The 17106-nt window shown below is 53.5% G+C and carries 16 protein-coding genes and 1 other annotated feature; of the genes, 5 read left to right on the top strand and 11 right to left on the bottom strand.

The window, feature by feature from the left end; genetic code table 11:
- The gene (gene dsdX, locus FD428_RS00135; protein WP_047460149.1) at positions 1-1338 is read left to right on the top strand and encodes a D-serine transporter DsdX; all 1338 of its coding nucleotides are present in this window, start codon (positions 1-3) and stop codon (positions 1336-1338) included.
- Positions 1339-1355: 17 nt separating this feature from the next.
- The gene (gene dsdA, locus FD428_RS00130; protein ID WP_114848134.1) at positions 1356-2684 is read left to right on the top strand and encodes a D-serine ammonia-lyase; all 1329 of its coding nucleotides are present in this window, start codon (positions 1356-1358) and stop codon (positions 2682-2684) included.
- A 12-nt stretch (positions 2685-2696) separates the two neighbouring features.
- On the opposite strand, the gene FD428_RS00125 is transcribed toward dsdA, so the two are convergent.
- The 5 genes from FD428_RS00125 to FD428_RS00105 all read right to left on the bottom strand — a co-directional run bounded on the left by FD428_RS00125 (position 2697) and on the right by FD428_RS00105 (position 7803).
- Positions 2697-3809 carry an anaerobic sulfatase maturase gene (locus FD428_RS00125; RefSeq protein WP_160117710.1) on the bottom strand — a complete coding sequence of 371 codons (1113 nt, stop codon included), beginning with the start codon at positions 3807-3809 and terminating at the stop codon, positions 2697-2699.
- Positions 3806-4168, bottom strand: a complete 363-nt coding sequence (locus FD428_RS00120; protein ID WP_012000783.1) for a DUF202 domain-containing protein — start codon at positions 4166-4168, stop codon at positions 3806-3808. The genes FD428_RS00125 and FD428_RS00120 overlap by 4 nt, the downstream gene beginning before the upstream one ends.
- Complete coding sequence (locus tag FD428_RS00115) at positions 4158-4505, bottom strand: YidH family protein (RefSeq protein WP_012000784.1); 348 nt, start codon at positions 4503-4505, stop codon at positions 4158-4160. The genes FD428_RS00120 and FD428_RS00115 overlap by 11 nt, the downstream gene beginning before the upstream one ends.
- A gap of 92 nt (positions 4506-4597) precedes the next feature.
- Positions 4598-6091, bottom strand: coding sequence for a sulfatase-like hydrolase/transferase (locus FD428_RS00110; RefSeq protein ID WP_058668309.1), 1494 nt, complete (start codon positions 6089-6091; stop codon positions 4598-4600).
- Positions 6088-7803, bottom strand: coding sequence for a solute:sodium symporter family transporter (locus tag FD428_RS00105; protein WP_024130074.1), 1716 nt, complete (start codon positions 7801-7803; stop codon positions 6088-6090). Before FD428_RS00105 ends, FD428_RS00110 begins: the two co-directional genes overlap by 4 nt.
- A gap of 167 nt (positions 7804-7970) precedes the next feature.
- Between FD428_RS00105 and FD428_RS00100 the strand changes: the two genes are divergently transcribed.
- A complete protein-coding gene (locus FD428_RS00100) occupies positions 7971-8864 on the top strand; it encodes a response regulator transcription factor (RefSeq protein ID WP_114848155.1) in 894 nt (297 codons plus the stop codon).
- On the opposite strand, the gene FD428_RS00095 is transcribed toward FD428_RS00100, so the two are convergent.
- Complete coding sequence (locus FD428_RS00095) at positions 8861-10183, bottom strand: 6-phospho-alpha-glucosidase (RefSeq protein WP_047460135.1); 1323 nt, start codon at positions 10181-10183, stop codon at positions 8861-8863. The genes FD428_RS00100 and FD428_RS00095 overlap by 4 nt on opposite strands.
- Positions 10180-11799, bottom strand: a complete 1620-nt coding sequence (locus tag FD428_RS00090) for an alpha-glucoside-specific PTS transporter subunit IIBC (RefSeq protein ID WP_071259109.1) — start codon at positions 11797-11799, stop codon at positions 10180-10182. The genes FD428_RS00095 and FD428_RS00090 overlap by 4 nt, the downstream gene beginning before the upstream one ends.
- Before the next feature lie 222 nt (positions 11800-12021).
- Here FD428_RS00090 and FD428_RS00085 point away from each other — a divergent pair, with 222 nt between their 5' ends.
- Positions 12022-12744: a GntR family transcriptional regulator gene (locus tag FD428_RS00085; protein WP_012000790.1), complete on the top strand. Its 723-nt coding sequence runs from the start codon at positions 12022-12024 to the stop codon at positions 12742-12744.
- On the opposite strand, the gene FD428_RS00080 is transcribed toward FD428_RS00085, so the two are convergent.
- The 4 genes from FD428_RS00080 to ibpA all read right to left on the bottom strand — a co-directional run bounded on the left by FD428_RS00080 (position 12741) and on the right by ibpA (position 16467).
- A complete protein-coding gene (locus FD428_RS00080) occupies positions 12741-14402 on the bottom strand; it encodes a putative transporter (RefSeq protein ID WP_101744157.1) in 1662 nt (553 codons plus the stop codon). The genes FD428_RS00085 and FD428_RS00080 overlap by 4 nt on opposite strands.
- A gap of 124 nt (positions 14403-14526) precedes the next feature.
- Complete coding sequence (gene dinD, locus FD428_RS00075; RefSeq protein ID WP_114848136.1) at positions 14527-15342, bottom strand: DNA damage-inducible protein D; 816 nt, start codon at positions 15340-15342, stop codon at positions 14527-14529.
- Between the two features lie 170 nt (positions 15343-15512).
- Positions 15513-15941 carry a small heat shock chaperone IbpB gene (gene ibpB / locus FD428_RS00070; RefSeq protein WP_047460126.1) on the bottom strand — a complete coding sequence of 143 codons (429 nt, stop codon included), beginning with the start codon at positions 15939-15941 and terminating at the stop codon, positions 15513-15515.
- 112 nt (positions 15942-16053) lie between these two features.
- Complete coding sequence (ibpA, locus tag FD428_RS00065) at positions 16054-16467, bottom strand: small heat shock chaperone IbpA (protein ID WP_006687722.1); 414 nt, start codon at positions 16465-16467, stop codon at positions 16054-16056.
- Positions 16461-16533, bottom strand: a sequence feature (ROSE (Repression Of Heat Shock gene Expression) occurs in the 5'-region of heat shock genes and acts as an RNA thermometer to modulate expression.). It overlaps the preceding gene by 7 nt.
- Positions 16534-16773: 240 nt before the next feature.
- Between ibpA and FD428_RS00060 the strand changes: the two genes are divergently transcribed.
- A complete protein-coding gene (locus FD428_RS00060) occupies positions 16774-17106 on the top strand; it encodes a YceK/YidQ family lipoprotein (RefSeq protein WP_012000796.1) in 333 nt (110 codons plus the stop codon).

The raw sequence follows: 17106 nt of genomic DNA, 5'->3' as shown, positions 1-17106 counted from the left end.
ATGCACTCTCAAATTTGGGTTGTGAGCACGCTGCTGGTAAGCATCGTGCTAATCGTGCTGACCATCGTGAAATTCAGATTCCACCCGTTTCTGGCACTGCTGCTGGCCAGTTTCTTTGTGGGCGCGATGATGGGCATGGGGCCGCTGGAGATGGTCAATGCGATTGAAAGCGGTATTGGCGGCACGTTAGGCTTCCTCGCCGCCGTCATCGGTCTCGGAACCATTCTCGGCAAAATGATGGAAGTGTCCGGCGCGGCAGAACGGATCGGCCTGACGCTCCAGCGTTGCCGCTGGCTTTCCGCTGACGTGATCATGGTGCTGGTGGGGCTGATTTGCGGCATCACGCTGTTTGTGGAAGTGGGTGTGGTACTGCTCATCCCACTGGCATTTTCGATAGCGAAGAAAACCAACACGTCGCTGCTGAAGCTGGCTATTCCGCTGTGTACCGCGCTAATGGCGGTGCATTGCGTGGTGCCGCCGCATCCGGCTGCGCTGTTTGTGGCGAATAAGCTGGGCGCGGATATCGGTTCCGTTATCGTCTACGGTTTGCTGGTTGGGCTGGTGGCGTCGCTGGTCGGCGGGCCGCTATTCCTGAAGTTCCTCGGCAACCGCCTGCCGTTTAAGCCGGTGCCGACGGAGTTTGCGGATCTCGAAGTGCGCGATGAAAATACGCTGCCTTCTTTACGCGCGACGCTGTTTACCGTCCTGCTGCCGATTGGCCTGATGCTGGTAAAAACCGTTGCCGAACTGAATATGACGCAGGGCGGCACGCTGTATACGCTGCTGGAGTTTATCGGCAACCCGATCACCGCAATGTTTATCGCCGTTTTCGTGGCCTATTACATTCTCGGCCTGCGTCAGCATATCGGTATGGGTACGTTGCTGACCCATACCGAAAACGGCTTTGGCTCGATTGCTAACATCCTGCTGATTATCGGTGCAGGCGGCGCGTTCAACGCTATCCTCAAAAGCAGCGGTCTGGCGGATACGCTGGCGGTGATCCTCTCCAATATGCACATGCACCCGATTCTGCTGGCCTGGCTGGTGGCGCTGATTCTGCACGCCGCAGTGGGTTCCGCAACGGTTGCGATGATGGGCGCGACGGCGATTGTCGCGCCGATGCTGCCGCTCTACCCCAACGTCAGCCCGGAGATCATCGCCATTGCCATCGGTTCCGGCGCGATTGGCTGCACGATCGTGACCGATTCCCTCTTCTGGCTGGTGAAGCAATACTGCGGTGCCACCCTGAATGAAACATTTAAGTACTATACAACCGCGACATTTATCGCGTCGGTTGTTGCTCTGGCGGGCACATTCCTGCTTTCCTTTATCATCTAAGCGCAAAGAGACGTATTATGGAAAACGCTAAAATGACTTCACTCATCGCTCAGTATCCTCTGGTAGAGGATCTGATCGCCCTCAAAGAAACGACCTGGTTTAACCCAGGCACCACCTCTCTTGCGGAAGGTTTACCCTATGTTGGTCTGACAGCGCAGGATGTACAGGATGCGCATGCCCGCCTGGCCCGTTTCGCGCCGTATCTGGCAAAAGCCTTCCCGGAAACCGCCGCAACCGGCGGGATTATTGAGTCTGAACTGGCGATCATCCCCGCAATGCAGCAGCGGCTGGAAAAAGAGTACAGACAGAAAATCAGCGGCGAACTTCTGCTGAAAAAAGACAGTCACTTACCGATTTCCGGCTCGATAAAAGCCCGTGGCGGGATTTATGAAGTGCTGGCCCACGCGGAAAAACTGGCGCTGGAGGCGGGTCTGCTGACGACCGAAGATGACTACAGCGTAATGCTTTCACCGGAGTTCAGGCAGTTCTTCAGCCAGTACAGCATTGCCGTGGGTTCAACCGGTAATCTGGGGCTGTCGATTGGCATTATGAGCGCCTGTATCGGCTTTAAGGTGACGGTGCATATGTCCGCCGACGCCCGCGCCTGGAAGAAAGCCAAACTGCGCAGCCACGGCGTAACGGTAGTGGAATACGAAGAGGATTACGGCGTAGCGGTTGAGCAAGGACGCAAAGCGGCACAGTCCGATCCAAACTGTTTCTTTATTGACGATGAAAACTCCCGCACGCTGTTTTTGGGCTATGCGGTGGCCGGGCAGCGCCTGAAGGCTCAGTTTGCGCAGCAGGGGCGCGTGGTGGATGCCGACCATCCGCTGTTTGTCTACCTGCCGTGCGGCGTTGGCGGCGGCCCTGGCGGCGTGGCTTTTGGTCTGAAACTGGCATTTGGCGACAACGTCCACTGCTTCTTCGCCGAACCAACCCACTCTCCGTGCATGTTACTGGGCGTGTATACCGGTCTGCATGATGCCATTTCCGTCCAGGAGATTGGCGTCGATAACCTGACGGCGGCAGACGGCCTGGCGGTGGGGCGCGCATCCGGGTTTGTAGGGCGGGCAATGGAACGTCTGCTGGACGGGCTGTACACCCTCGACGATCGGACGATGTACGACATGCTGGGTTGGCTGGCGCAGGAAGAAGGTATTCGCCTGGAGCCTTCCGCACTGGCGGGAATGGCCGGGCCGCAGCGTGTTTGCCGTTCGACGGATTACCAGCAGATGCACGCCTTCAGCGCTGAGCAGCTTAATCACGCCACGCATCTGGTGTGGGCGACCGGCGGCGGTATGGTGCCGGAAGGAGAGATGGCGCAGTACCTGGCGAAAGGGCGCTAAACGTCACTGACCTTAACGCAGCATCGCCATCAGCTCCATCGGTGAGCGATGCTGTTTAATCAGATCCCGCATGACGCGCATATGCGGAGACGTGTGGTTAATAAACGCTTTATACCCGCCGCACAGCACGCTTTTCCCGCTTAAATCCCGATGCTTTGGACAATCACCGTTGCAGAATCGCAATAAGGCGCAGTCCAGGCAATCCGCCCCCAACGTTGATTTTTTCTGCTGTCCAAATTCTCTCGCCTGCGGGCTGGCGTTTAGCATATGTAGCGGCGTTTGATGGATATTACCCAGCCGGAACGCCGGGTAGACATAGTGATCGCACTGATAGAGATCGCCGTTTGCTTCCAGGGCGAACGCGTGACCGCAGGTTTCGCTAAGCGCGCACATTTGTGCCGGATGCCCGCTCCACACGCCCAGCATCGAATCAAACAGTTGCACAAAAACGCGCCCAATATCTTCCCGAACCCAGAGATCAAACACATCGTTGAGAAAATGCCCCCAGTCTTCCGACGTCACGGAATCAGCGGTCAGTTTGCCGCTATCGTCACGTTCAACCAACGGAATGAACTGAAGAAAAGGCGTGCCAAGCTGGCGAAGATAGCGATACATACGCGCAGGCTGCTGGCTGTTCAGCCGATTCACCACCACCAGCAGGTTGAAGTCCACGCGATGGGCAACCAGCCTTGCTATCGCTTCCACCACCTTATGATGCGTTGGTTTTCCACTACGGCTAACGCGATAAGCATCATGTAAATCGGCGGGGCCATCCAGTGAGATACCGACCAGCCAGCCGTTATCGCGTAAGAATCGGCACCACTCGTCACTGAGTAAAATGCCGTTAGTCTGGAAGGTATTCTGGATGCGTTTCCCCTCCCCATAGCGTTTTTGCAACGCGACCACGCGGTGAAAAAAATCGAGTCCACACAGCGTCGGCTCTCCGCCCTGCCAGGCAAACAGCACATCATCAACCGGCTGCGCGGCAATATGCTGGCAAATAAAAGCCTCTAAGGTCGCGTCATCCATAACGGGTTGAGAGGGTTTATCGATATAAAAACAGTAATGGCAATCAAGGTTACAACGTGAGCTGGCCGGTTTAGCCATGACCTGACATCCTGTCATGCAACATCCCTAATAAAGACGATAAGTTGACGAATATGCGTTACAGCAAACAGTATTGCGAGGGACAACACCGCGAGAGAGATCAAAAATTTGTCACGCACGGCGCGAGATTCGGAAAAATCACTGTGCGCCACATCCATCAGGTTACGGCTGCGGGTATAGCGCCAGAGAATGAGCGCGACAATCGCCAGCACGCCAATAGAAACCCAGAACAGAAACCCCGCCTGATGCCAGTTATGTTTCAGCGCCAGCGCCATCAATGCGCCATAGCCTAACAGGGTACGAAACCAGGCCAGCGACGTGCGCTCCGGCTGTAGACCGGGATCAACCTGACGGCGGGCTTTGCGGCTATCCGGCATACAACACCAGCGCCATGACAATCACCGCAACAATCATCAGCATCAGGCTGATTATCATCAGGCTATGGGTGTACGGCAGGTCTTCTTTCAGACGCATCGCTTTTTCGTTGCGTAGCCAGCGCAGATAGCCATAAATCGCCAGGCCGCCCGCAAAGAGACACAGCAGCAGCGCCAGCAGTTCGCGAATCACCGGCGTGGCGAAGTCCGGCGCGAGTTGGTCAAGCCCGACGCCCGCCGCCAGAAACCCCAGCGCGGTGCGAATCCACGCCAGAAAGGTACGCTCATTTGCCAGCGAGAAGCGGTAATCCGGCGCTTCTCCGAGGCGGGAAATCTTCATGACGGCTCCTTTAAATTATTGCCGGATGGCGGCGTAAGCGCCTTATCCGGCCTACGGTATTGCGCTTTTGTAGCACCACCGGGCATAACGCATCAAAACTTCTGCTTTTTCTCTTCTACTTTCACGCCTTGCGTGGGCAAACCGGTATCGTAATCACGTACCACCGGAGAATAACCGTCTTGCGGGCGTGGGCGGAATGCCCCCATCCAGCGCGGCCGGGCATCTTTACGCCACGGACGCAGGCTCCACTGGTACGTACGGAACGGGTCGCGGATTTTATCCATGTAATCCAGCAGCGCGTCGTGCATCTGACTGCGAACACCGGCAAATTCCGGCGCAGCAATCAGATTATGCAGTTCATCCGGGTCATTACGCCTGTCGTACAGCTCATCGCTGGTAAACAGGTTCAGCACCAGCTTCCAGTTATCCGTCACCCAGCAGCGCACCGGAATAAAGCCGCCAAAGCTGTCATGCTCGATCTCATAGCGGTTGAACTCCACCATCACCCCGCGCGGCGCTTCAACGGCCAGGATGTTTTCACCCGGAAGAATATCGGGCTTATCAATCCCCGCCAGCGCCATCATCGTAGGCAGCAGGTCAATATGGCTGACCGGCGTATCGATCTGCTGCGGCGCTCCCTGCGGCGGGCGCATAATCAGCGGGATGCGGGTAATGTCATCATACATTGCCGCCCCTTTGCTGATGAGTTTGTGCGCCCCCATCATTTCACCGTGATCGGAGGTATAAATCACCCAGGTATTCTCACGTTGTTCCGGGGTTAACGCATTGATCACCCGCCCAATCTGATCGTCAACAAAGTCATTGCAGGCAAAGTAGAGCGGATGATGATAACAGCCATCATCGCCCACCGGGGACGGCATCGCCTGCGCCCATAGCCGATGGTGCTCAGGTTTATTGCTCAGCGAATCCTGCGCCTTCGCGCCCAGGTCATAATAAAAATCCTGATACTTCTCCAGATACTCAACCGGACAGGTAAACGGATGATGCGGCTCATCATAAGAGACCACCATCAGGAACGGTTCGTCATCTCTCGCTGGCTGATGGAGAAAATCAACCGCCCGGTTGCTGATGCGATACGCCCAGGTAAAGGTCTCATCAATATTATTGGTCTGCAAATCCTCAATACTGTTCAGTCCGTTACGCCACAGGCTGATTTCATTCTCCGTCAGTTCAGAAAGGTAGTTCGCGCCGTCATACCAGTAGTCGGCATCCCACTCAGGCGGGCACTCGCCGGTGCCAAAGTAATCGTGCCCGTCGAGGTGCCACTTGCCGATATAGCAGGTGTGATAGCCTGCATCCTTAAAATAACGCCCCATCGTGGAGATGTTCTTCCCCGGTGCGACGTTGTTCGTCCACGGGCCGGACTGATTGGCATAAATACCGGTAAAAAGCCCCGCGCGGGCTGGCGTACACACCGGCGAGCAGGTATACGCGGAGTTAAAACGAATCCCTTCAGCGGCCAGGCTGTCAATATGCTGCGTGTTCAGTGGCTTACCGCTATAGCAGCCCACCATATTGGTCGCCTGTGTATCGGTCATAATGAACAGAAAATTCGGACGGGTCATGCTTTATCCTTAGCGTCAGAAACATAAACCACAGGCGCGGAATGGCGCGTCTGCCATGAGCTGTAAATCAGGTAAACAACCACCGCAGCGGTGATAGCGTAGCTGAGAATGGTCAGCCACCGGGTCTGATAGCCACCAAACTGCGCCAGACCAGAATAGACGCCAATCATCGCGAACAAGACGCCAACGGCGGCGATCTTCACGTTTTTCCACGGTTTCATGTCGACCGCAAACGCATCATGAAATTTAAACGGCGTTGCACGCGGCTTAATCACGCCAATGAGCAGCATCACCACGACGTTGATACAGAAGGTACAGGCCAGCACATAGAGGAAATGAAAATCAAATTTCACCAGGTAGTTGATGGTGATGTAACTGACAATACCGAGTCCCATTGCGACCTTCGCAGCCAGCGCCGGAATACGTGGAAAGAAGAAGCCCATAATAACAATGGTCACCAACGGCACGTTATAAATCCCGTTGAGCTGTTTCATCCAACTGTAGAGCCCTTGCGGCGCATAGGCGATCCACGGCGCCACCAGCACGGAGATCACGGCCACAATAAAGCCAAAGCGACGACCAACAGTGACCAGTTTATCGGGGCTGGCCTGTTCATTAATCAGTCGGCGATAGATACCGAGGCTAAACAGGGTCGAAGCACTGTTCAAAAAACCGCAGAATGCGCTGATAATCGCGCCAAACAGCACCGCGCTAAAAAAGCCAATCAGCGGCAGCGGCATCACTTTGTTCACCAGCGCCGGGTAGGCCATGTCTGCTTTCGGTAGATCCTGAAAGAGATGAAAAGCGATAACGCCCGGCAGCACCAGAATCAGCGGGTCCAGCATCTTCAACACCGCCGTAAGCAGCGCCCCTTTTTGCCCTTCCGATAAACTTTTTGATGCCAGCGTACGCTGAACGATCCCCTGGTTGGTGCACCAGTAGAACGTATTGACCAGGATAAGCCCGGTCAACGCCGCGCCAATCGGCACCGGGTCGTTGCTGCCGCCAATCGAGTTCAGCATCTGGCTGTGATCCTGGGTTAAGCGCGTAATACCTTCGCTCAGACTGCCTTTCCCCATCGCCATCAGACCAAACAGCGGCACCATCAGGCCGCCAATCACCAGACCGATACCGTTAATCACATCGGCAATAGCAATCGCCCGCATCCCGCCGACGACAGCATACAGGATGCCGCTAATCCCCAGCACGACAGCCATCAGCCAGATCGCCGTATGTTGTGAAATACCAAAGGTTTCAGTGACATGAAACATGCTGTTAAAGGCAAGCGCGCCGGAATACAGAATGATGGGTAAAAAACAGATTCCCGTCGCAATCAAAAAACAGCAATCAATAATGATGCGGGTAGTTTTGTCATAGCGCTCTTCAATAAAATCCGGGATCGTTGCAATGCCGCGTTGCAGATAGCGTGGCAGAAAGATCAGCGCCAGAAAAATAAGCGGAATTGCGGAGATGACTTCCCATGCCATTACCGACATACCGCTGCGGTAAGCCTGGCCGGTTAATCCCACCAGTTGTTCCGTTGAGAGGTTAGTTAACATCAGCGAGGCGGCAATAACCGGCGCTTTTAACGAACGTCCCGCCAGAAAATATCCCTGCTGCGAACCGGTATCCGCTTTTCGTAACTTCCACCAGGTGATAACCGCCACCAGTAGCGTAAAACCAACAAAGCTCAAAATTTGTAGCGTATTCATCTCATAGCCCTTGTTTTTCATTATGTCCCGGCAACGGTAGGGTCAACACGAGGTAAAGCATGCCGGGTCAGGCAGTCAGATTTCTTAATTACAAACATCGCCTCCCTGAAGCATTCACTTTCTGTTATGTTCAGGTTGTGGGCATCATTCTCCGGCGAGAAAATAAAATGAATGGAAACTTGCTAAGTTCGCATGTAAAAAACGAAACTACGTACAATATTCCCCTGTTGATTAATGAAAATGTGATCTCCAGCGGAATTTCATTGATCTCGCTGTGGCATACCTACGCTGACGAAAATTACCGTGTTATATGGCCGCGAGATAAGAAAAAGCCGCTAATTGCCAATTCGTGGGTCGCGGTCTATACCGTACAGGGGTGCGGGAAAATCCTGCTGAAAGACGGTGAGCAAATTACATTAAACGGCAACTGCATTATCTTTTTAAAACCCACCGATATACAGTCTTACCATTGCGAAGGTTTATTGTGGGAGCAATACTGGATGGAGTTTACCCCAACCAGTATTATGGATATTCCTATCCGACAACAAAGCATTATTTATAATGGTGATGTTTATAATCAGGAACTGGCCGAAGTTTCACAATTAATTACCCGCCCGGAACCGATTAAAAATAATCTCGCCGTCGCGTTTCTCACGAAAATTATTTATCAGTGGATTTGTCTTATTGACTCAAACGGGAAAAAAGACCCACAACGCATACAGGTTGAAAAGTTAATTGCAGCGTTACATGCCAGCCTGCAACGCCGCTGGAGCGTGGCGGATATGGCAGCCACGATCCCCTGTAGCGAAGCCTGGCTGCGTCGTCTGTTTTTACGCTATACCGGGAAAACACCGAAAGAATATTATCTGGACACCCGGCTGGAACTGGCATTATCGCTGTTAAAACAGGAAGGGAATACGGTGGGTCAGGTAGCGGATATGCTCAACTTCTTTGACTCATTTCATTTCAGCAAAGCATTTAAGCATAAATTTGGCTACGCGCCGTCGGCGGTGTTGAAACATCCTGACCGGCACCCGCTGGATGCCGGTCAACAAGATTAGTGCAGTTCAGGCCAGTATTCTTTGTTGGCTTCAATCAGATCATCAAGAATCGCTTTGGCGACAGACGCGCTCGGCACGGTTTTGGAGAGCGTAATCGCCTGCCACAGACGCTGATAGGAGCGATGCTCCCAGGCATCGACCACCAGTTTCTCGACGGCCACCTGCTGGCTCATCAGCCCTTTCTGGAACTGCGGAATATCGCCAACCGTCAGAGGCTCCGGCCCGTTATGCCCCACCAGGCAAGGGATCTCCACCATCGCTTCATCATCAAAGTTATGAATCGCCCCGTTGTTTGGCACAATCAGCAGCATCCGTTCCTGCGTATTAAAGGCGATTGCCGTTGCCAGATCGACGATATAAGACGCGTGTTCATCAATTTCCAGCTCGCCAGCGGAGGAGTGGCCCGCTTCAATAATCGCGCGACAGGAGCCAAATACCTGTTTTTCGCGGTGATCCATCACCTCATTAGCACGCGTGCGCGCCGGGTTCGAGTGCTGCACCACATAGTCCGGGAACAGATAGTATTTCAGATAGGTGTTCGGCATGGTGTCCGGGTCCAGTGCCTGCACATCCTTCGCTTTGGCGAACGTATCATTCCAGCTCGCTTCAGTATGCGGATCGTTAGATGGCGGAACATAACCGTGTTTCGCGACGTATTCCCGCAGTTTCGGCATCAGGTCGTTACCCTGCAAGTCCTCAATCGACGTCCACCAGCCAAAGTGGTTCAGCCCGTAATAACGCACGCGCATTTGCTTACGATCTTGCAGGCCGACAATCTGCGCCATCCGCCCTTCAATGCCGATCGGCATATCACAGATATTGAGGATTTTGGCGTTCGGGCGCAGACGGCGCGTCGCCTCGGCCACTATCGCCGCCGGGTTGGAGTAGTTCAGCATCCACGCGTTCGGGGAGTATTTCTCCATGTAATCCACCAGCTCCAGTACGCCGCCAATAGAACGCATCCCATACGCAATCCCGCCCGGGCCACAGGTTTCCTGGCCTAACACGCCGTGGCGCAGCGGGATTTTTTCGTCTTTTTCCCGCATCGGGTATTTGCCCACGCGGATATGCGCCATCACGAAATCAACATCGGTAAACGCTGCTTCGGGATCGGTGGTGTAACTAAACTCAATCTCCGGCGCCTGCTCTTTAAGGATGATTTTGCACGCTTCAGCAATCACTTCCTGGCGAGCGCCGTCGTTGTCATAGAATTTCAGCGCGCGAAGCGGAAAACGGTCCTGGTTTGCCAGCAACATCAATACGATGCCCGGCGTAAATGTGCTGCCGCCGCCTGCGATAACCACTGAGAATTTTTTCATGATACTGCCTCCGTCATGGGGATTTGTTCGGTCGATAAGGGGGATTTCATTAGCGTTTCAAGCTGGTCACGCACCTGGGGCACATGCAGGCCGACAATCACCTGGATGCCATTGCCACGGCGAACCACGCCGTGCGCGCCCAGCGCTTTAAAGACGTCATCACTCTGGGTCTGCGCCATATCGTGGAGCGCGATACGTAAGCGCGTGGCGCAGTTATTAATGCTTTCGATATTGCCCGCGCCGCCCAGCGCCTGGAGGAACCCGGCGGCCTGCCCAAGTTTTGCGTCCGGCGCGGGCGCCGTTGTCTGTCCACGCGCGGCCTTGTAATCCGCTTTGCTGTAGAGTCTGACTTCACTCTCTTCACGACCCGGCGTTTTCAGGTTGAAGCGCAGGATCAGGGTGCGGAAAACCACAAAATAGAGGGCGGTGAATGCCAGCCCAATGCCTATCTGGGTAAACATCATTCCGGCATGGTTGTGGAACATCGGGATCCAGTTTTGCGGTAAGAACTGATCCAGCAGTCCGCCACCCATATTTCCTACCACGCCGCAGATATACATCACCGTCGCCATTGAGGCCGCCAGCACCGCGTGTACGGCAAACAGCAGCGGAGAAATAAACAGGAAAGTGAATTCCAGCGGTTCCGTGATGCCCACCAGTACAGCGGTCAACGTGGCGGGGATCAGCAAACCGGCGACCTTCACCCGGTTTTCTGGCGATGCGGTGTAATAGAGCGCCAGCGCAATCCCGACGGAGCCAAAGATTTTTGAGTTACCGTGCAGGGCAAAACCGCCTTCCGGGAATAACGTCTTCAGCGATTCCGTGCTCTGGCTGAACGCCTGCATGTGTTGCGCCCAGTAAACCTGAATGCCACCTTCTACCGCCGCCGGGCCAAAAATGAAGGGGCCATAGACGAAGTGGTGTAACCCTGTCGGGATCAGAATACGTTCGAGGAAGGTGTAGACCCACACGCCCAGCGCGCCCGCTGAACGCAGGAAAGCCTGTAGGGATTCAATGCCCATCTGCACTTTTGGCCAGCCGAGCAGCGTCAGCCAGGCGCAGGGGATCATCACCAGGAACGCGATAATCACCACAAACGACGTGCCCTGAAAAATACCGAGGAACACGGGCAACGGCTTATCGAAATAGCGGTTGTGCAGCGCGGTGACGATGCCCGAAATCATAATGGCGCCGATAATGCTGGTATCGAGCGTTTTTATTCCGGCCATCATCGTCAGACCGCTGCCTGCCGTCGGATCTACGCTGAAGTCCACGCCGAAAAAATGACCCCAGGTCATGCCCATGGCATTAATGAAATAGTTCCATGTCAGGAAGCTGACCAGCACCGCCAGACAAGCTCGGCCTTGCGCCTGTTTAGCCAGGCCAATTGGCAAGCCGACGGCGAAAATCAGCGGCATATTACGGAAAACCGTCCAGCCGCCTTCTTCAATAATATGAACGATTTGCGCAAATAAACTGTTGGGATCGGTCAGCGCTTCGCCAACAAAAAGCGGGTTGCGCAGCATGATAGCGATACCCACGACGATACCGGCGAACGGGAACAGCAGTACCGGGGTAAACATAGCGCCGCCAAAGCGTTGTATTTGACTGAGCATTTTTACATCCTCATATAACAACCAGTAGGGAGAGGCCTTTTTTGTAGTGATTGCTGGCCTGATACGAGAATAGGTAGTTGCGATTCTGAGAACATGACGCGCCGCTTCGATTCGTGATCGCATTCATGGTTTTAATTCAGTCAATGATGTCTACTTTTTACATAAAAGTTAGACATCAAAAGGTTCGTAGCGCGGAAATTAAAGGGAAAAAGAGGTCTGGTAGTGATCTACAAATCGATAGCGGAACGACTAAGAATCCGGCTCAACTCATCTGATTACAACATCGGTAGCCCGTTGCCTGGTGAAAAAAAGCTGGCGGAAGAGTTTGCTGTGTCACGAATGACCATCCGCAAAGCCGTCGATATGCTGGTGGGATGGGGACTGGTGGTGCGGCGGCACGGGAGCGGCACATACGTGGCGCGTAAAGACGTTCATCATGAAACCACCAACCTGACCGGATTGGCGGAAGTGCTGCGGCGTCAGGGAAAAGAGGTCACCAGCCAGGTGCTGGTATTTGAAGTGATGCCTGCGCCCCCCGCCATTGCCAGCCAGTTGCGGATTCAGATCAACGAACGTATCTACTTTTCCCGCCGCGTGCGCTATGTGGATGGTAAACCGCTGATGCTGGAAGACAGCTATATGCCCGTCAGGCTGTTCCGTAACCTCTCGCTGATCCACCTGGAAGGGTCGAAATTTGATTATATTGAGAAAGAGTGCGGCATCACCATCAGTGGCAACTATGAAAGCCTGACGCCTGTACTGGCCGATAAACAGCTCTCCGCGCAAATGAACGTCCCCGAGCAAACGCCGCTACTGCGGATCACATCGCTTTCTTACAGCGACAGCGGGGAATTTTTGAATTATTCGGTCATGTTCAGAAATGCCAGCGAATACCAGGTGGACTACCATTTACGGCGCGTCCACCCGGATGCAAACCTGACCTAGCCTAACCCCCAGAAAAGCACCGCCAGCAGTTGCGGGGTGATAATCCGCAGGAACATTACCAGTGGATAAACGGTGGCGTAGGAGAGCGCCGCCGCGCCGCTGGTGGCATGCAGGTTGTTAGCGAACGCCAGTGCAGGCGGATCGGTCATTGACCCCGCCAGCATCCCGCATAGCGTCAGGTAGTTCATTTTGGCAAAGATACGCGCCAGAAGACCGACGGTAATCAGCGGAATGGCAGTAATAAAGATGCCGTAACCAATCCAGCTCAGACCATCACCCTGAGTCAACGTATCAATAAAGTCACCGCCAGATTTCAGCCCGACCACCGCGAGAAACAGCACGATCCCCAGCTCACGCAGCGCCAGGTTGGCGCTTGGCGGCATAAACCAGTACAGCTTGCCGATGCTGCCGATACGTCCCAGAATCAGCGCCATGATCAGCGGCCCGCCCGCCAGTCCCAGCTTTAACGCTACCGGGAATCCAGGGACAAACAACGGAATCGACCCCAACAGCACGCCCAGACCAATACCGATAAACACCGGTAACATCTGCACCTGTTGCAGTTTTTGCTGGGCGTTACCCACAACATTGGCCACCGCATCAATTGAAGAGGGACGGCCAACCAGATTGAGGATGTCACCGAATTGCAGGCTGGCGTCGCTACTGGCCACCAGCTCTACGCCCGCACGGTTCAGACGGGAGATCACCACGTCATAGCGCTCTTTAAAATGGAGGTCGCGAATGCGTTTTCCGAGCACCTTTTCGTTAGTGACCACGACGCGTTCAACGCGCAAATCCGTCCCTCGCGTTGAGAGCGAGGTGTCCACCTCCTGACCAATGACCAGCTGCGCGTTATGCAGATCGGCGGGCTGTCCCACCAGATGCAACAGGTCGCCCGACTGGATGATCGTTCCCGGTGAAGGCACCATCAGCGTCTCGTCGCGTTTCAGACGCGAACAGATGATTTTATCGCTGTTCAGGATGGGCACATCCTGGATCGCCATATTGTTGAGATTCGGGTTCTCAACACGGATATTCATGGTCTGGATTAACGAGTGTCCATTGCTAAGCGTGTCTTCATGCTGCTTCGCCTCCGCCTCCACGTTGACGCGGAAAATCATCCGCATCAGCCACATGGTGAGCAAAATACCGCAAATCCCGAAAGGATAGGCCATCGCATAGCTCATCCCCATCTGATCTACCGCTTCCATTGGCGTTCCCAGATCGCGCAGAATTTGCTGCCCGGCCCCCAGCGCTGGCGTATTGGTGACCGCGCCGGAGAAAATCCCCAGCACCACCGGTAGCGGGATAGCGAAGATTTTATGCAGAATGGCGGTAACCAGCCCACCGATAATAACAATCAGGATGGCAAAGAGATTAAGGCGCAACCCTGAGACGCGCAGAGAGGCAAAGAACCCCGGCCCCACCTGAATACCAATGGTGTAAACGAAGAGTATCAGGCCGAATTCCTGGATAAAGTGCAGCATGTCACTGCTCAGCGTCATCCCGGCCTGATCGACAAAGTGGCCGACGATAATCCCGCCGAACAGTACGCCGCCAATGCCAAAACCGACACCCCGCACCTTGATATTGCCGATCCACAACCCGACAACCGCCACCAACGCCAGAACGCTGACCGTCAATGCTATATCACTCATCTTCTTTTCCCTGTGAATAACATTTCAATTTACGTGGATTATGACTGAACCGTTCAGGCATATATGCAGCATGGCGCACATTATCACGTTACAACGCCCCTGAGATGCCCGCTGCAAGGGCGTTTCAGGTCTTTTTCTTAATAGAAATCTGAAGTTGCTGAATGCTTTTTTCTGGTAAAGGCAGCGCTTCAGGCATTGTTCCCCCCAGATCCTCGATGGTCTGGCGGACTTTACGCCCGACATTGTAATGCGTTTGGTTGGCCTGCTGCTTCGTATTAACAGAATCCCTACGCAGCTTTTCTTCCGTTTGAGTCGCCCGAAAAAGGTTCGCCGCCAGTTCAGTTGAACCCATATGGTCGAGTATTTTTTGGTTTTTCTTCAATCCCTTACGTTCATGGATGGCTCGCTGATCCAAACCACCATACAACCCCTTGTAGCCATGGTTCTGGAAGATAGCAAAGTCAAAAGTGGTCTCGACACCAGCCTGCTGAGCAGTTTCAACCAGATGCTTATTATGTTCTTTCAGTTCATTGCGTAAAAACAGGCGCTTTTCATCTTCGCGCAAGGACTTAAAAGCGGCATCATCGGCCAATTCCTGGCGTCGGGTTTGAATGGCAAAGTACGTTTGCCCTGCCGCAATGACGGGTTTTGAAGGGTCCCCATTCTGAACGACCAGATAGCAGGCGTAGCGGGATAACTTCATATCTTTCAGTTCCCGACACGCACCGGAACCAATCCGTACCATAGCGAGGATCTCCTCGAAATGGTCGCAGGCTAACTGGCCGCTGGTACGGCATGATTCCACAGCTTTTTTCAGCACGGGTACAAAATGTCGATACTCTGAATATTCAAGAGCCTTAGCCAGTGCGCGCGCTGACCAAAACTCAGTACCTTTATCATCAAGCTGTTTCATTACTTCAAATGGTTGATGCTCACTCATAAAAACATTCCTTCGTTAAAGAGCTTTTGTACTGGATATTCTTACAGTGAAACATCTATTACAACAACGTGATTTAGTGTGCTTTCACGCACAAAAATGCCCCGTCATTGCTGGCGGGGCGATTTGCCGGATGGCGGCTACGCCTTATCCGGCCTACAGGTAGTCCTGGATTAGCTATTTAACGCGGGACGTTCGCTAATAGCGATACGCTGCGGAGCGATGGTTTCCGGCTCGTTGCGGGTTAAATCAATGTGCAATAACCCATTGGTGAAGGTCGCGCCGCTGACCTCCATATTTTCTGCCAGAGTAAAACTCAGACTGAATGGCTGTGTCACCAGCCCCTGATGCAACCATTTGGTTTCTTTTTCCGGCTGCGCTGGCGTGCCTTTTACGGTCAGGCGCGTGCCTTCCAGCTGAATATCCAGATCTTCCTGACGGAAACCGGCTAACGCGAGGGTAATGCGGTAGTGGTTGTCATCGCTTTTTTCAATGTTATAGGGCGGGAAGCTCTGGCTTTCACCGGTGTTTTGCAGGGCGTTGGCCAGTTTGTCAAAACCGATCCATTGACGCAGCAGTGGGGATAAATCGTAATTACGCATGATAATCATCTCCTTCTAAGAAGCGAGTAATACCCAGCGAATCCTCAGATTCGCATATGCTCCCTGACGGCGAGCATGGGGATAACAGGCCGCCAACGGCGACCTGACTGAATCAGTTAATTTCGATACGGCGCGGTTTGTTCGCTTCTGGAATCACGCGCTCCAGGTCGATATACAGCAGACCGTTCACCAGGTTAGCGCCGCGAACATGAATGTTCTCTGCTAACTGGAATTTGCGTTCAAAGTTACGCTCTGCGATGCCCTGGTAGAGATAGGTACGTTCTTTTTGCTCATCCGCGTGAGCGCCTTTTACCACCAGCAGATTATCCTGAGCGGTAATTTCCAGTTCGCTTTCCGCAAAGCCTGCAACGGCAATCGCAATGCGGTAATGGTTTTCATCCACCAGTTCGACGTTATACGGAGGATAACCGCCATTACTCTGGCTCTGGTTGTTTTCTAAGAGGTTAAACAGACGATCAAAACCAATGGCAGAACGGTACAGCGGGGATAAGTCAAAGTTACGCATAATGAATAGCTCCTGAAATCAGCGAGAATAGTTGACCTTCCATCATGGACAGGTCAGGTAGCCAGAACACCCATCAGGCGTGCTCTTTATTTGCCTACACCCTAAAAATGGGTCTGGAAATGAACTTTTCAAGCGCTTGCAGGGGACTTTTTTTGCAGTTTGTTGTCTATCGCATAGACTGGGTGAACAGCACACATTGTTAAAGTGCGATAAGCGCCACAGTGCGACGTGATGGTGATGTTATTTTTCGCGACGGATCGCTATAACTCATCATGCAAACATCGATAATCAACAGATGAATAAATCATGATAAAAAATGTGTTGTTAACGCTGATGATGTGCAGTGGATTGGTTTTACTGGGTGGCTGCTCCAGCGTAATGTCACATACCGGCGGCAAAGAGGGGACCTACCCCGGCACACGCGCCAGCGCCGAAATGATCGGCAGCAGTGATACAAACTGGGGCACCAAATCGCTGGCAATCCTGGATATGCCCTTTACCGCCGTCATGGATACGATACTCTTGCCGTGGGACTTCTTCCGCACAGACAGCTCAGTGAAGTCGCGAGTGGAAAAGAGCGAGGAGAAAACAAAGATGACCAACGCCGTTATTCCCCCAGCAAGAATGCCCGCTCACTGA

Origin of the sequence: Citrobacter sp. TBCP-5362 (assembly GCF_005406305.1) — a bacterium.
GTDB classification, from domain to species: Bacteria; Pseudomonadota; Gammaproteobacteria; order Enterobacterales; family Enterobacteriaceae; genus Citrobacter_B; species Citrobacter_B koseri.
The sequence above is the reverse complement of the archived record's forward strand: the minus strand, read 5'-3'. Positions and strand labels throughout refer to the sequence as shown.

What these genes read in the sequence shown, in the direction of transcription:
- dsdX (WP_047460149.1), top strand. Translation starts at nt 1, where the DNA reads ATGCACTCTCAAATTTGGGTTGTGAGCACGCTGCTGGTAAGCATCGTG.
- dsdA (WP_114848134.1), top strand. Translation starts at nt 1,356, where the DNA reads ATGGAAAACGCTAAAATGACTTCACTCATCGCTCAGTATCCTCTGGTA.
- FD428_RS00125 (WP_160117710.1), bottom strand. Translation starts at nt 3,809, where the DNA reads ATGACAGGATGTCAGGTCATGGCTAAACCGGCCAGCTCACGTTGTAAC.
- FD428_RS00120 (WP_012000783.1), bottom strand. Translation starts at nt 4,168, where the DNA reads ATGCCGGATAGCCGCAAAGCCCGCCGTCAGGTTGATCCCGGTCTACAG.
- FD428_RS00115 (WP_012000784.1), bottom strand. Translation starts at nt 4,505, where the DNA reads ATGAAGATTTCCCGCCTCGGAGAAGCGCCGGATTACCGCTTCTCGCTG.
- FD428_RS00110 (WP_058668309.1), bottom strand. Translation starts at nt 6,091, where the DNA reads ATGACCCGTCCGAATTTTCTGTTCATTATGACCGATACACAGGCGACC.
- FD428_RS00105 (WP_024130074.1), bottom strand. Translation starts at nt 7,803, where the DNA reads ATGAATACGCTACAAATTTTGAGCTTTGTTGGTTTTACGCTACTGGTG.
- FD428_RS00100 (WP_114848155.1), top strand. Translation starts at nt 7,971, where the DNA reads ATGAATGGAAACTTGCTAAGTTCGCATGTAAAAAACGAAACTACGTAC.
- FD428_RS00095 (WP_047460135.1), bottom strand. Translation starts at nt 10,183, where the DNA reads ATGAAAAAATTCTCAGTGGTTATCGCAGGCGGCGGCAGCACATTTACG.
- FD428_RS00090 (WP_071259109.1), bottom strand. Translation starts at nt 11,799, where the DNA reads ATGCTCAGTCAAATACAACGCTTTGGCGGCGCTATGTTTACCCCGGTA.
- FD428_RS00080 (WP_101744157.1), bottom strand. Translation starts at nt 14,402, where the DNA reads ATGAGTGATATAGCATTGACGGTCAGCGTTCTGGCGTTGGTGGCGGTT.
- dinD (WP_114848136.1), bottom strand. Translation starts at nt 15,342, where the DNA reads ATGAGTGAGCATCAACCATTTGAAGTAATGAAACAGCTTGATGATAAA.
- ibpB (WP_047460126.1), bottom strand. Translation starts at nt 15,941, where the DNA reads ATGCGTAATTACGATTTATCCCCACTGCTGCGTCAATGGATCGGTTTT.
- ibpA (WP_006687722.1), bottom strand. Translation starts at nt 16,467, where the DNA reads ATGCGTAACTTTGACTTATCCCCGCTGTACCGTTCTGCCATTGGTTTT.
- FD428_RS00060 (WP_012000796.1), top strand. Translation starts at nt 16,774, where the DNA reads ATGATAAAAAATGTGTTGTTAACGCTGATGATGTGCAGTGGATTGGTT.